Origin of the sequence: Pseudalkalibacillus decolorationis (assembly GCF_024609785.1) — a bacterium.
In the GTDB taxonomy this organism is placed as follows: Bacteria; Bacillota; Bacilli; order Bacillales; family Fictibacillaceae; genus Pseudalkalibacillus; species Pseudalkalibacillus decolorationis.
In genome coordinates this window covers 1-15,294 of record NZ_JANHJQ010000052.1, presented here as the reverse complement: position 1 = coordinate 15,294, position 15,294 = coordinate 1, and the positions used below count along the sequence as shown (strand labels likewise).

The following is a 15,294-nucleotide window of genomic DNA, read 5'->3' as shown; positions in this document are numbered from 1 at the left end:
AACGTGCGAAAGTCCATTTTGACCTGGTGACTTTAGTTTATAATGCTTCAAAACTAGCTGTAGACCGTATCAATGCCAGTTTAAATCAACAACAAGCAGCAGCATAAACTGAAAAAAATTATGAAAAAATTGATTTCTGTAAGTCTGTGTCTATTTAAATTATGGAATTATGAAATTGATTCAATTACGTTATAATAAAGAAAAACATTTTCAAATATGATCCAAATTGTCTTTTTATACGATTACTTTATAAGTTCAACTTGTATAAGAGGTGAGAATTATGTGGAAAAGGCTTAAACGAATACATACTTATAACGGATGGATTGTCGTTTTTCTAATGATAAGCGGCATTCTTTTATTCCTCCCTTCCTTGCGTGGGCTCCTTGCACCTATACGTGTTGGGCTTAAACAGGTTCACATTGGAGTCGGGATCGTTTCGATTCTTGTGCTGATCCTCTATATTCCATACTTTCAAAAGCATTGGAAACGGATACGAAAACAACAAGGAAAGCGCATTAACTTGATGACGATTTTATTGTTTATATTTGTTTGGTCAGTGAGTGGCATTGTACTCGTTTTCGAGGAAAATGTTTCAGCACCAACGGCACAATCAGCCCTATTTATTCATGATATTTTTACATGGGTTGGAATTCCAATAATCCTTTACCATTCTGTTACCCGTCTTCGCTGGGTTCAGAAGCAACGTCGATCTAAATTCCCAGCTGCCTCTGACTCGGATAAAGGTTCGAGGATTCCACTTTCGCGAAGGGGCTTTGTCCAAATGGTTGCAGGTACCGCTTTCGTCATTTTTATTGGACCATCCTTTTTCAAATGGCTAAAACAAGTGCTTGATGACGGGGGGCAATCACTAAAAAAGGTTATCGCAAATGATCGAAACAATATGAATCCACCACCCCAACCCTTACCTGGATCAAATCCTCCTAGAGGCGGTGGATATGATGGCAATTTCAGAGTCTATACTGTAACGGAGATCCCATCCTATACTGAGGAAAATTGGTCCTTTACAATCGATGGTCTAGTTGATCGACCCGTTAAATTTAAATGGAATGAATTTGTAAAGCTTTCTCGAAAAGTTCAAGTTAGTGATTTCCATTGTGTCACAGGCTGGTCGGTTAGGAAGGTAACCTATGAGGGGATTCCTTTATCCGAATTATTGAAAAAGGCTGGGATAAAATCAAAAGCGAAATACGTGAAATTTTATTCCGGAGATGGTGTGTACACAGATTCGCTAAGTCTTGATCAAGTTCGAAATATGGATGATGTGATGGTTGCAATGCTGATGGATGGTGAGTTAATTCCATCAGATTATGGTGGTCCTGTTCGGCTGATTGTTCCAAAAATGTATGGATATAAGGCAGTGAAATGGCTAGTTCGAATGGAACTAATTGATAACTCGCACCTCGGCTACTGGCAACTTAGAGGCTATGATACAGATGCATGGGTCCGGAAATAAGCAACTTAACAGAATGGAAATTATTAAGACTCAAGTTTTATCAGCCAAACTTGAGTTACTTTTACATGTGCAAGATCCCTCCTTTAATAGACAACTGTCGGAGTTAGAATACGTGCGAAAAAGGCAGTGTTCCCCCGATCGAGGAACACTGCCTTTAAATAATATTAAAACCTATTCAACTACAATCGCAACATTATGTTCTGCAAAATCCTTATTGGTCCATGTGATAGAAGTACCTGGAGCAATAACGACTTCCTTTTCACTGTATGCATAGTCTTTAATTTCTAACTCTAGATGTTCAGAAGTCTCTGCACCTTCTTCAACAGTAATCTTCATTTTCATGATTGGGTGTGGGTCACAATGAACGTTATAAACTCCCTTTTCCGGAAAACTATATGTGACGGTTTCCCCTTCTTTCAATAGAGGTGACGCAATATCAGATGTAACTTCTTCACCTTCCTTGGCAGGTTCTGACTTGTCATTCTCTTCTTTCTTCTTATCTCCTCCCTCACTACTACTTTCCTCTTGAGTACCTTCTTCATTGCTTTTTTCCATGCTGTCATTTTCTTCGTTCCCGTTTTCCATATTACTCTTTTCAGCGTTATCCATATTTTCCTGCCCCTGGTCTTCCGATGTATTAGTAGTTTCGTTTGCCGGCTTTTCCGAATCCATTGAACTACAAGCACTAGTCAGCAATACCATCGTTAGTATGATTAATGCGTTTTTCCATATCCCCATTTGTAACATCCTCTCATTCACTGTTGTTAAGTAAACGATTAGTTATGGGTTATGGATCATTTTTACTACGAGGTCACTTGAATTGTAAAATAAATAAACATAAACTAGAGCAAATAAACCGATACAGAAAAGCCAGTCCCTATACATGTAAAAAGGGAGAACCGAAATGGCCCTCCCTAATTTGTACTTAAAGATTTCGTTTATGCACACCTTTGCCGTCATACGTGAAGACAACTGTTTTATTTTCAACCTTGGTTTCAAGGTGTACCGATCTTCCCCAAAGCTGATGCACGTATGGAAGAACCTTTTCAAGGTACCTTACATCCAATTCCATGTCTTCATAATGGTGCACCAGATAAAGCTCACCATTTCTCAAGTAATCTCCGTCGGTTACAGTAATATACGGAAAGCCACCATTTACGCGACTGCTGACGAGTTGATCGCGAACCTCTTCCCACATTTTTGTCGTAACCCGATAATCCTTCCCCTGCTTTTGAAACAAATATAAATCTTCACGATCACATAGGTCCTTCGTTAAATAGTTTCGTATAAAGGAAATATCCGATTCGATTTCTCTAACCTCGAACATCTTTTCTCGGCCACTACCAGACTCGACCCCTTGCTTAATCAACTCTTCTGAAGGATTGTTGTACCTTTCTTCAATATCTTCAAATATTTTGAGGCCAAGGTAATAAGGGTTAATCGATGTCCGAGAAGGTTGGACAACACCTGCATTCAGTTTCGCAAATTCAATAACCTCGTCACTGCCAAGGTCCATCTCTCGTAAAATCCTTGAATGCCAAAATGAAGCCCAACCTTCATTCATGATTTTTGTTTCAAGCTGTGGCCAAAAATATAGCATTTCTTCACGCATCATCGAGAGTATGTCACGCTGCCAATCATCCAGTTCACTGCTGTACTCCTCAATAAATAGGAGCAAATCCTTTTCAGGGTGTGGTGGAATCTTTCGCCTTGATTTTTTCGGTTGTTCCTTTTTTGCTTTAGAGTCGTCGATGTTCCAAAGGTCATCATAAGGAGTTCCCTTCTTTTCAAGTACCTCTTCTTCTTCGTTCATATCGTAACTGAGCTTCGGACGCATGATTGAAGGATCAATATGTTCTTGTATTGATAAAATGGCATCCAAGAAACTCTCGACGTCTTTTTTTCCATGTTCATGTTCATAAGCTGCGACTCGTTCAGCAGTCGACGTCATACTTTCAACCATGTCCCTTCTCGTATTTGAGAAACGGACATTATTTTTAAAGAAATCACAGTGTGCTAGAACATGAGCAATGATCAGCTTGTTCTGAATCAGTGTGTTACTATCCAACAAAAAGGCATAGCAAGGATCTGAGTTAATGACGAGCTCATAAATTTTACTTAAGCCAAGGTCATATTGTAGCTTCATCTTATTAAATTGTTTTCCAAAGCTCCAATGGGAAAATCGAGTTGGCATACCGTAAGCACCGAATGTATAAATAATATCTGAAGGACAAATTTCATAACGCATCGGATAATAGTCCAGTCCAAAGCCCTCTGCAATTTCCGTTATTTCATCAATCGCTCTCACCAGTTCCTTATGTTCATCGAGGCTCATTCCTGCTCCCCCTTTAAAGATTGAGTTCAAAAAGTAGACGAATCAGATAATCGAAAACGAAGAAATTCGCAGTTTATCAACGAGCGGTACATGCATGTATGCTACGAGTTGTACCGAGGAAGCTTACATCCAAGGGTATACTTGTAGATGCAGGTACATGAGCTCTTGGATACTTTTTGAACATCCGTTTAAGACAATGTATGTCATAAATAGCGAAACATGAACCTCAAACGAAAGAACCGTTATGCAATTATTAAGGAGTTGAAAATTGTCGTAAAAGTTGCTCTGTCGTAACGATCTCTGCGAATTCCTCATTCAAATTAACCAAAGTCATCTCGTGGATCTGTTCTGCAGTGAAATTTGTTCCATCGAGGCCGTGTCTATCGAATGTCGCACATGCATCTTCAACAAGGATTGGACTAAAGCCATAATTACCAGCCATTCGTGTTGTCGTTTCTACACAGTGATTCGTTGTGAGTCCCACAATTACAACACGTTCACAATTCATGGCTTTCAATCTATCCAACAAGTCTGTCCCAATGAAAGCACTGTTTACAGATTTTCTAATGACAACCTCACCATCCTCAGGTTGCGCTTCCTCTTTGAACTGAACCATGTCCCCTTGTTTATAGAATACTGACTCTTCTTTCTCAGAGACATGTTGAACAAAAATTACGGGTCTCTTATTTTCCCTCCAGGAATGTATAAGTTTCGAAATTTTATTTTCTGCATCATAGTTATTCCTTCTACCCCAACTCGGATCATTAAACGCTACTTGAACATCGATTACGATAATAGGTATGCTTTGCGCTAGTTGTACCAATTCAATTCCTCCTCTAACGAATTTCTCTCAATTTTATAAGAAAAGCGCAAGCGCCCTGTCTAGCCACGAAGGTCACTGGAAGACCGACGAGGAGGCTGTCGCCGCCGCAGGAGGTCTGAAGTGATCCAAGTGGCTGGGTGCTGGAGCTAGACAGTACATCTATGCATCAAAAAGTTATACTTTCTTTACTTAAAATAAAAATACATATCATGCCATCAAGGATTTCAGGTAAATCATTAATGCTAGCTTCCCGAATAGTTGATTTTTCTTTTCCTCTCTCATATATCATTAGACTTGTACATATTCATTTATAAAGGATCGATGTGGGGAGAGACGTAACGTGAAAAGAATATGTGCAATCATAATTGGTAGTATGTTTGTCGGCGTTGGAATTAATGGGTTGCTTGCCCCACACCACCTTCTTGATGGGGGTATTATCGGGATTAGTTTAATCGCCAATTACACATGGGGACTTCAGCCTGGCATGGTAATCATCCTATTAAGCTTGCCTTTATATGGACTGGCTTGGTTTTACCATCGTTCTTACTTTTATAATAGCTTACATGGTATGTTAATCTCATCTTTTTTCATCGACATGCTCGCTCCAATTCGCCATTGGTCTCATCCACCCTTATTACTTTGTGCCTTGATCGGAGGATTTCTTGTAGGTACGGGGATTGGAATCATGCTTCAACAAGAGACAAGCACGGGTGGAACAGATTTGCTCGCACAGATGATATCGAACGTCACTCAAATTAACGTTGGGGTTATTATATTCCTGCTTGATGCTGTGGTCATTATTTGTGGAGGAATCCTTCTTGGAGGTGAATCGTTTCTATATTCCGTGATTACCATTATCGCAGTTGGTTTAACAACAACCTTCATAACGATGACAAAGACCGCTGCCCCTTCCCATTGATCAAGACCTTGGAGCCCATAAGATGATGGCAACTCCAATAAGGCAAATAAAACCGCCAAGCCAATCGAATCGATCAGGCATATTCCCATCGACAACCCAACCCCAAAGCAGCGCCATCGCGACAAAAACGCCACCGTATGCTGCGTAAACCCTTCCAAACGTCGGAAACATTTGTAATGTCGGGATCACTCCATACCCAACTAAAATAAGACCTCCGAGTAATCCGTACCAGGATGGGCTACCCTCTCTTAACCATAGCCAGATTAAGTAACCGCCACCGATTTCAGCTATTCCCGCAATAATGAACAAGATAATTGATTGCAGCATATCTTCACTCCATTTAATGAGACAATGTTTAACTTTTGGAAAAATACATAGAATAATAGAAGAAATGTTTTTTGGCTCGTTGTTTTCGTCCTAATCAAACAGAAAGGAGCCCATGAATGTGTTCGTGATTAATAACTATTCTGCAGGTGCTGAAAACTAATGGCGATCCGTGTCATTTGTCCGAGGTGCATAGGGTCAGGTCAAGTAACATCCTTCTTTACAAAAAGGAAGACGTGTTATGTATGTAAAGGTTCTGGCAGAATTAACAGTATGGGATTTAAGAACAAGGTGTGAAATTATCAAGAAAAGCGGAAGCGCCCTGTTCAGGTGCGATAAAGAAAACTTGGCCAGCGCCGAGCAGTGCGAAAGCGGTTGCCTTAGTTGCCCTTATGCTTGAGAGTGAAAGCGCTGGAGATTCTGCAACACAACACGCTTTTTGTGTTTGTGGAGGAATCGAAGCGACGATCTGCGCACCTGGGTGCTAGAGCTAGACATCGCATCTATGCAGTAAATTTTATACTTTCTGAGAAAAAGGGCGAACATTTAGTCAGCCCTTTTTTCCTTTTCTATTTTGCTACGAATGCCTTTACCTTTCTCATGACATCTTCTTTCAACCTTGTGAGAAGTTCTTGACTCTCCTCTAACGATGAAGTCTGTACACCAAAATAGAACTTTATCTTAGGCTCTGTACCTGATGGCCTTAAGCAAACCCATGAGCCATCTTCAAGTAAATATTTGATCACATTCGATGGCGGGAGCGAAATCGATTCCATACGTGTCTGTTTTATGAAACGGCGCTCCTTGCTCTGATAATCCTCAATGACTGAAATCGGAATACCACCAAATTCTGAAGGCGGCTGGTTGCGGAACGTGGCAAGAATACTTTGAATTTGCTCTGCTCCTTGCTTCCCTTTTAACGTCAAAGACTCAAGGCCTTCTTGATAAAAGCCGAATTCTTCAAATACTTCAAGTAGACCTTCATAAAGGGTCATTCCTTTTGACTTATAGTAGGCTGCCACTTCTGCCGCCATTAAGCACGTCTGCACTGCATCTTTGTCCCGAACAAAGTCACCGATTAAGTAGCCATAGCTCTCCTCATATCCAAACAAGAATGAATATTCGCCCGACTTTTCGTATTCTTCGATCTTTTCACCGATAAACTTAAAACCAGTTAGTGTATCCACTGTTGTTACGCCATATTTGTATGCAATTGTCCCACCCATCCCTGAAGTGACAATCGTTTTCAGGATGACTCCGTTTTCAGGCAGTACACCTTGCTTCTTCTTTTGGCTTAGTAAATAATTTAAGAGTAATGCACCTGTTTGATTCCCTGTTAGAACGATATATTTGCCCTGTTGATTCTTTACTGCAACTCCAACCCTATCAGCATCTGGGTCTGTTGCCAGCAGGATATCAGCATCTTCTCGTTCTCCATATTGCATGGCCAATTCAAATGCAGCATGCTCCTCCGGATTAGGGGAAGCAACCGTCGAAAATTCAGGGTCTGGCAACTCTTGTTCACTTACAACCGTTACATTCTTAAACCCCAAGGCATTTAAACCCTCTCTTACTGGTTTGTTTGCCGTGCCATGTAACGGTGTGAAAACAATCTTCAAGTCACTTTCCTTTTCGATTACGCCCGGATTTACTGAAATACTAGCAAGCTTATCTAAATAGACCTTGTCGATCTCCTTACCAAGGATCTTTAAGAGACCAGTAGACTTTAATTCCTCTTCACTAGCTATCTTTACTTCAAGCTCATTTTCGACCTCATTGACGTGATGAATGACGTCATTTGCCGCCTCTGGTGGAAGCTGACCGCCATCTTCACCATACACTTTATAACCGTTATATTCAGGTGGATTATGACTTGCTGTGATCACAATCCCAGAAAAGGCATTTAAATATCGAACAGCAAACGATAATTCTGGTGTAGGGCGCAGTTCATCGAAAATATACGTTTGAATTCCGTGATATCCTAACGTACGTGCTGCCTCCATTGCAAATTCAGGGGATTTGTGACGGGAATCATAAGCAATGACAACCCCTTGCACTTTTGCTACATCTCCGTGCTTCTCTATATATCGTGCAAGTCCCTCAGATGCTTTCCGGATTGTATATCTATTCATTCGATTTGTGCCAGGACCGATTTCCCCGCGCATACCACCAGTACCGAATTCTAAATTTTTATAAAAACACTCTTCTAATTGTTCTTGTTGTTCCCCAATACTATCCAACTTCCGTTGTAAATCAGTATCTAATTGCGAAAAATGTCTCCACCGTTCATAGTTTAATTTCCAGCCCATGTTTTCCTCCTAATCATCCAATACAGTTCCTTTTCATTGTATCGAAAAATCTCAAGCTCAACCACTCCAGACTTTTAACTTGTCGAAAACAACTTATACCAAAAAGCGCGGACAGCATTTGACAACATTTCCCGGAAAATAATCTCGAAAAACGGAGAACTGACAGATTATCTTTTTTTATAAGTAAAGAAAGTATAACTTTTTGATGCATAGATGTACTGTCTAGTTGCAGCGCCTAGCCACTTGGATCACTTCAGACCTCCTGCGGCGGCGACAGCCTCCTCGTCAGTCTTCCAGTGACCTTCGTGGCTAGACAGGGCGCTTGCGCTTTTCTTAGACAAACACTCATTCATTATCTTGTTTTTTCATGGTCACTTCATATAAGTCTTTCCTGCGGTCCCGTAAATGCATCACACTACCGGAACGGCGGTGGCGTCGTAAAATCTCAAGGTCGACGTCGCCAACAACAACGGTTTCAATGTTTGCATTACACTCGCCGACTATCCCGTCACGTGGGAAGGTAAAGTCTGATGGAGTAAAGATTCCAGACTGGGCATATTGAATATCCATATTTTCTGTTTGTGTTAAGTTACCAACAGTCCCTGCTAACACCGTGTACACTTGGTTTTCAATAGCCCGGGCCTGTGAACAATAACGAACACGTAAATATCCTTGACGGTCATCTGTACAAAACGGGGTGAAAATAATTCGAGCCCCTTGATCGGTTACATAACGAGCAAGTTCAGGAAACTCGATATCATAGCAAATCAAGATTGAAATTTTCCCGCAGTCTGTATCAAATACATTTACTTTGTCACCGGGACTAATTCCCCACCATTTTCGCTCATTCGGCGTAATGTGGAGTTTATACTGCTTTTCAATTGTCCCATCACGACGGAACAAAAAGGCAATATTATAAATTTTGTTATTTTCCTCAACAAAGTGTGATCCACCGATAATGTTGACATTGTATCGAACAGCAAGCTCACTGAATAATTCGATGTAATCCTCCGTGTACTCCGTTAATCGACGGACGGCTTGACTCGGACTTTTTTCATCGAGAAATGACATTAACTGTGTCGTGAAAATCTCAGGAAAAACGGCAAAATCCGAACCATAATCGGATGCAACGTCTGTGTAGTACTCCACCTGATTCGCAAATTCTTCAAAAGAATGAATTTGCTTCATCATATACTGGATTGTTGTAATCCGGACAGGAAATGATGTCTTAAAATGACGTTTAGACGTTGGACGATAATCAATGTTATTCCACTCCATCAGAGTCGCGTACGAATTGGACGCTTTATCGTCAGGGAGGTACGATGGATTAATTCGCATTACAGTAAACCCGTTCATCAACTGGAAGGTAAGGACGGGATCATAAATATTATGAAGTACAACCTGTTTAACATATTCCCTTGGTGAAACTTCATCTGCATGTTTATGATAATTTGGAATTCTACCTCCAATGATAATACTTTTGAGGTTCAGTTTTTCTGCAAGCTCTTTCCTAGCCTCATAAAGTCGTCTGCCAATTTTCATTCTTCGAAAATCAGGATGAACCATAACCTCGATTCCATAAAGATTATAGCCTTCAGGATCGTGATTCGTTATATATCCTTCATCTGTAATTTCATCCCATGTATGCTTTTCATCATATTCATCGAAATTCACGATTAAGCTCGAACAAGTCCCTATTATTTGCCCGTCGTATTCGACACAAAACTGTCCTTCAGGAAAAATGTCGAGATGACTTTCTAAATGGTCTGGCTTCCATGGATCCATATTCGGGAAACATAGCTTTTGAAGCTGAAGAATTTCAGGAATATCTAATTCTCGGATTGTCCGTAACATCATCTTCTTCTCAAACCTTGATTCATCTATTGATGTCATATGTAACTTCCTTTCTCAAATTCCACATTAAGAACGACAACAAGGGAATGCTATCCCAGGTGATGGTAATGTGCTTAGAGGTGCGCTTAACCCCAATCTTTCATCCGCTTTTCTAAATTAGATGTATTTAGCTCAAGTTGGACTCCATCAGGATCTAGAAAATTCACCACACGTCCACCGCCTCTTTCGACAGGTCCTCGGACAATCTGGACTTGATGTTCAATCAGCTTAGTGACCGCTTCGTCAAAATCCGCCTCTGCAATTGAAAAGGCAATGTGGTCCACACCTCGTGTTTGTCGCTGGTCCTTTTGTAAATATTCTTTTCGTTCCATGAGGCAGATCCACGCGTTTCCCCATTCAAGGTAGGCATCGGTATTACCATGGTGAATTTTTTTCAAACCAAGTATTCTTTCGTAATACCCCAGTGATGTGGGTAAATCCCCAACAATCAATGTAATGTGGTTAAACCCCTTTACCTTCATTTCCCTCTCCTTACCTGGTTGAAAACCGATTTATCATATCCTCTAATTTCAATTCAGCTAGAGATTCAAGCTTTAAATCCAAGTCTTCAAAGGTTAAGTGACGGGTCACCAAATTCGGGATAACAACACAGTACAGACCTGCTTTCTTAGCTGCTTTAGCACCATTAGACGAATCTTCAAATGCAATCGCTTCTTCAGGTTCTATCCCGAGACATTTGACCGCTTCAAGATACAGGGTCGGATCAGGCTTTACGACTTCAACATCATCAGACGTTTTTATGCATTCAAAATAATCACGTATTCCAAGGTTTTGCAAATGAGAAGAAACCCATTCATATTTAGAACTTGATGCAAGCCCAATTTTTAATCCGAGACGCTTTGCGGCCTCAAGATATTCAATAACACCTGGAAGTGTAGTTTCATTTTCAATCCGTTCTGCAAAAAGGTCTTTCCGCTTTTGTTTGATCATCTCTCGATCCAGTTGCTGACCGATTTGTTTTTCCAAGTACTCATGCGCATCGAAAAAATTCGCGTGTGTTCCGATACACTCTCCCCAAACTTCTATTGGCAATTCCGCTCCGTATTCTTTATACACCGTTTGTAATCCTTCGTATTCACACGCTTCTGTATCCAAAATCGTTCCATCAAAATCAAAAACGACAGCTTTAATCATAATTTCCCCACTTTCCTTTTTGTTTCCTAATCCTATTTTATCAAATAATGAAGAGTATTTAATAATTGTTTAACTTGGTTGCGGCGAAACTCAGGTATGTGCATTGGAGGTAGTTTTCCCCGTGTCCCAACTTGAATTTTTTTCGTACAAATTCATACAAAAAGGGAAGCAGACTTTAGATGACTTTATAAAGGCCTTAACTTAGTCCGTTTCCAACAACATTTGAAATGCTGTTATTGGAAATCGCCTAGACCTCATTTGTGTCATCTTCAAAAATCTGCTCCCTATTCATGTTATTACAATCTTACGGTTATTGTTGTGTTTGAGAAGGAGTAGAAATGCTGGAAAGTGCTTGTCCTGCCTCATTTTGATAAACATTTTTCGTAGCTAGGTCACCTAGTGAAACCATACCAACGATTTGATTATTTTCCACAACAGGTAAACGGCGAATTTGGTTTTGGGACATAAGTTGTGCAGCCTCATGCGCGTCCATGTCCGGGTTACCGGAAACTAGTTGGGATGACATACACTGGGATACAGGTGTGTTCCCATCTAATCCTTGAGCTGTTGAACGGAGGGTAATATCTCTGTCGGTAATTATACCGCGGATCTGACCGTTCTCAACTACAGGTAATGAACCTACGTTATACTGGCTCATTAAAGCCGCAGCTTCCCGAAGTGATTGTTGTGATGAAACTGAAGCGACGTTGTTGGACATTATGTTTCGTAATTGTTCTCTCATTGGGCAAATCCTCCTTTCCCCTATATTGTAGCCTCGGCTCCCACAGATTATTTTTCCTCTTTTTTCTGCTTTAAATCTCATTGCGATCTATGTTGTTCGGAAAAATTCAAATCATGACTGAGTAAATTCTGTGATAAACTTCAAAGTTTTACCGTCACTTTTTGTAATGATTGTTCCAAGTTGGTCTGTCCGATAAATTTGAATATCATGCTTTTTCAATCGGCTAAGCACCTCTTTAGAAGGATAACCATACTTATTTTTTCTTCCCACAGAAATAATGGCGTACTTCGGGTCTGTCCGTTTAAGCAGTTCATTTGTTGTCCCAGTATTGGCGCCATGATGTGCGACCTTTATAAGGTCCACTGGTTTATCATCAACACGTTTTAACAGCTCGCGCTCGGTTACTACCCCAGCGTCTGCCATAAGCAAAAACGTATTTTTATTATGATGAACCCGAATCACGGATGAGTAATCATTTAAGATTTTATACCGTTTTTTTGCAGGTGCAACAAACTCGATTGTAATATTCCTAGCTAGCTTTACCTTAACGCCAGCCTTTGCCTCATGAACAACAATACCGTAACGCTCAATTGAGTTAATCAACCTTTTGTAATACGATGTATGGTAAGAAACAGTTGGCATATAGAGTGCATCCACATCAAAGGAATTAAGAATCATATCCATGCTTCCAATGTGATCATGATGAGGATGCGTCGCAATAACTAAATCAAGATGCTCGACGCCTTTTTCCTGCAAATAAGAAACAACTTTTTCGCCGTCATGCTCATCCCCTGAATCAATTAGCACATGCTTTCCATTTGAAGTAACCATATAAATGGAGTCCGCTTGTCCTACATCTATGAAATGCAACTCCAGATTGGTTTTCCATAGTGCTTCAGCAGGTTGCGGAAAGAGCACAAATAATATCAGAATGATCAAAATAGATAGGCTTCGAAATGTAACCGCCCCCTGTTCGTTTGATTTAAGGTATCAGCGCAACTAAGGCGATCGCCTGCGTTTAAGCTTAGCACTAGCCGAGTTTTCTTTAATAAGATAATGGCCTTCCAGTGACCTGCGTGGCTACCGGGGCGCTTGCGCTTTTCTTTATGTCTAGCTCCAGCGCCCAGCCTCTCGGATCACTTCAGTCCCTCTGTGGCGGCAACAGCCTCCTCGATGGCCTTCCAGTGACCTTCGTGGCTAACAGGGCGCTTGCGCTTTTCTTTAGTGTATGTAGGTTAGGGGAGATTATTTTTCCATAAAAATCCCTCCATCCTTTGATGAAGGGTGATGCATTACGCTGGGTTTAGCTCACCTTTACTGAAAAAGCTTCGCATTGAATGGTACACATCCCGTTTTTCCTTTAAAATATAATAATTGAATTTAGGATCGTTAATGTTTTTGTATACACTCATCAAGGTCGAGTGCCGATTATATGGGTTAACCTCACCATACCCAAACATATTTGAAAGTTCCATTAGCTGCTGAACGAGCTTGATGCATCTTGCATTATCACTTGTTAAGTTATCTCCATCAGAAAAATGGAACGGATAAATGTTGTAACGGCTTGGCGCATAACGATCATCGATAAGCTCTAACGCTTTTCGATATACGGAGGAACAAATCGTACCACCACTCTCACCTTTTGAAAAAAAGTCCTCTTCTGTGACAACCTTTGCTTCAGTATGATGCGCAATAAATTCAATTTCTACGGTTTCATATTTTGAGCGAAGGAAGCGAGTCATCCAGAAGAAAAAGCTTCTTGCCATATATTTTTCCCAAATTCCCATTGAACCTGAAGTGTCCATCATAGCGAGTACAACTGCTTTCGATTCAGGTTTTTCGACCTGATTCCACGTTTTGAAGCGAAGGTCCTCTGGAATAATCGGCATGATAGCAGCTTCACCTTTTAATGCATTTCTTTTATACGCTGTTAAAATTGTCTTTTTCTTATCAATATTGCCCATAAGACCCGTTTTACGAATGTCGTTAAATTCAACCTTCTCTCTGATAATGTTATCTTGTTCTTTCTGCTTTAAATTTGGAAGCTCTAGCTCTTTGAAAAGTAATTCCTCTAGCTCAAGCAATGATACTTCTGCCTCATAGTAATCCTGGCCAGCTTTATCTCCTGCACCTTTTCCTTTGCCAGGCCCATTATTATCGCTCGGCTTTCCATCTCGGGCAATGACATCACCGACCTGACTATCCCCGTCTCCCTGTCCGGCATGCTTTGCTTTATCGTAATTGTACCGAATTTTATATTCATCGAGGGAACGAATCGGGATTTTGATAACATCATGTCCATTGGATAAGATGATACTTTCTTCACTGATCAAATCGGGTAAATTATTCTTGAGGGCATCTTGTACTTTCTCCATATGGCGTTGTTGATCTTGATAGCCTTTACGATGGAGGGACCAATTCTCCTGTGACACGACGAAATTATTTTTGTTGTTGGCGGTCAAATGATTCCCCTCCTTAATTAATATTTCCGTGTCCTCGTACAGTGCAAAAGCGATAAACCTGAAACTGTAAAGAAGATGTTTTGCTAATAAATAGCAAATTTCAATTTTTTTCAAACATCCTTTTTTATTACGAACTATACGGGGATTACTCTATCCTATGCGGTAAATGTTCAGAATTGCTAATTAATTCTTACAAAAAGGACGCTTGTCTATGTATATTACAATTTAGGTTAAAAAATGATAAACCGGCCTTGAGGATTCTAAATTTTATTCTTTCTTTAAGCGGAACAAAGGATGTACTGTAATTCTTAAAGCTATAATTTTGCCTTATTGCCCTGGAGTCTCAAATCTTTGTATGAATTTTCTCTGGTCGGCCGAATTCTGGAAACTTCGGGTTAATTATTCCCAATACTGGCTGAATTCCGGAAACTCCGGATGAATTCCAGGTTTTACGGATGAATTATTCTCAGTTCGGACGAATTCTGGATTTTACGGATGAATTATTCTCTGGTCGGCTGAATTCCGGAATTTCGGGATGAATTATCTTGAGAACAGCTGTTAAATCGGCATGTTTTTCATCAAATATGTTTTTTATGTCCTTGTAGAAAAACTCATTGCTACTTTTAATGCTATAGAAAGTATTTTGTCGAGTAGGAGGGAGCCTTTCCATTATGGATTGTGCTCCGCCCCCCTCACAGAACCGTGCGAGCGGTACTCCCGCACACGGCTCTTCTCCATCATCATTTACAGAATATAGCTTAATTCGCTTCTAAGATCGTATATGTTCACTTTTACTCGTAGCTTCGACAATGGATATTTTCTAAGAAATAGATTGAACTTATCCCAATCAAATGATTT

At 40.4% G+C, this 15,294-nt stretch carries 13 protein-coding genes; 2 read left to right on the top strand and 11 right to left on the bottom strand.

The genetic code is table 11. The features are described 5' to 3' along the window. The first annotated feature begins 280 nt into the window (after positions 1 to 280). Positions 281 to 1,474, top strand: a complete 1,194-nt coding sequence (locus NON16_RS24820; protein WP_257352263.1) for a molybdopterin-dependent oxidoreductase — start codon at positions 281 to 283, stop codon at positions 1,472 to 1,474. A 171-nt stretch (positions 1,475 to 1,645) separates the two neighbouring features. Here NON16_RS24820 and NON16_RS24815 read toward each other — a convergent pair whose 3' ends face one another. The 3 genes from NON16_RS24815 to NON16_RS24805 all read right to left on the bottom strand — a co-directional run bounded on the left by NON16_RS24815 (position 1,646) and on the right by NON16_RS24805 (position 4,632). After that, on the bottom strand, positions 1,646 to 2,212 hold the full coding sequence (locus tag NON16_RS24815; RefSeq protein WP_257352260.1) for a plastocyanin/azurin family copper-binding protein: 567 nt from the start codon (positions 2,210 to 2,212) through the stop codon (positions 1,646 to 1,648). Positions 2,213 to 2,399: 187 nt separating this feature from the next. After that, complete coding sequence (locus NON16_RS24810; RefSeq protein WP_257352258.1) at positions 2,400 to 3,809, bottom strand: SpoVR family protein; 1,410 nt, start codon at positions 3,807 to 3,809, stop codon at positions 2,400 to 2,402. A gap of 253 nt (positions 3,810 to 4,062) precedes the next feature. Beyond that, entirely contained in the window at positions 4,063 to 4,632 is a 570-nt protein-coding gene (locus NON16_RS24805) for a cysteine hydrolase family protein (RefSeq protein WP_257352256.1), read from the bottom strand. Between the two features lie 340 nt (positions 4,633 to 4,972). Between NON16_RS24805 and NON16_RS24800 the strand changes: the two genes are divergently transcribed. After that, complete coding sequence (locus tag NON16_RS24800) at positions 4,973 to 5,551, top strand: YitT family protein (protein ID WP_257352254.1); 579 nt, start codon at positions 4,973 to 4,975, stop codon at positions 5,549 to 5,551. Here the strand turns inward: NON16_RS24800 and NON16_RS24795 are convergent, their stop codons facing one another. The 8 genes from NON16_RS24795 to yhbH all read right to left on the bottom strand — a co-directional run bounded on the left by NON16_RS24795 (position 5,552) and on the right by yhbH (position 14,436). Further along, the gene (locus NON16_RS24795; RefSeq protein WP_257352253.1) at positions 5,552 to 5,878 is read right to left on the bottom strand and encodes a YnfA family protein; all 327 of its coding nucleotides are present in this window, start codon (positions 5,876 to 5,878) and stop codon (positions 5,552 to 5,554) included. It abuts the gene before it with no gap. Between the two features lie 566 nt (positions 5,879 to 6,444). Next, complete coding sequence (locus tag NON16_RS24790; protein WP_257352250.1) at positions 6,445 to 8,184, bottom strand: phospho-sugar mutase; 1,740 nt, start codon at positions 8,182 to 8,184, stop codon at positions 6,445 to 6,447. Between the two features lie 345 nt (positions 8,185 to 8,529). Further along, positions 8,530 to 10,077: a bifunctional GNAT family N-acetyltransferase/carbon-nitrogen hydrolase family protein gene (locus NON16_RS24785; RefSeq protein WP_257352249.1), complete on the bottom strand. Its 1,548-nt coding sequence runs from the start codon at positions 10,075 to 10,077 to the stop codon at positions 8,530 to 8,532. Positions 10,078 to 10,163: 86 nt separating this feature from the next. Continuing rightward, complete coding sequence (locus NON16_RS24780; protein WP_257352246.1) at positions 10,164 to 10,559, bottom strand: VOC family protein; 396 nt, start codon at positions 10,557 to 10,559, stop codon at positions 10,164 to 10,166. Between the two features lie 10 nt (positions 10,560 to 10,569). Then, positions 10,570 to 11,232: an HAD family hydrolase gene (locus tag NON16_RS24775; protein WP_257352243.1), complete on the bottom strand. Its 663-nt coding sequence runs from the start codon at positions 11,230 to 11,232 to the stop codon at positions 10,570 to 10,572. Positions 11,233 to 11,542: 310 nt separating this feature from the next. Then, positions 11,543 to 11,974 (bottom strand): CBS domain-containing protein, encoded by a 432-nt coding sequence (locus NON16_RS24770; protein ID WP_257352242.1) that lies wholly within the window; start codon positions 11,972 to 11,974, stop codon positions 11,543 to 11,545. Between the two features lie 111 nt (positions 11,975 to 12,085). Next, a complete protein-coding gene (locus NON16_RS24765; RefSeq protein WP_257352238.1) occupies positions 12,086 to 12,913 on the bottom strand; it encodes a ComEC/Rec2 family competence protein in 828 nt (275 codons plus the stop codon). Positions 12,914 to 13,266: 353 nt separating this feature from the next. Beyond that, positions 13,267 to 14,436, bottom strand: a complete 1,170-nt coding sequence (yhbH, locus tag NON16_RS24760; RefSeq protein WP_257352235.1) for a sporulation protein YhbH — start codon at positions 14,434 to 14,436, stop codon at positions 13,267 to 13,269. Positions 14,437 to 15,294: the final 858 nt, after the last annotated feature.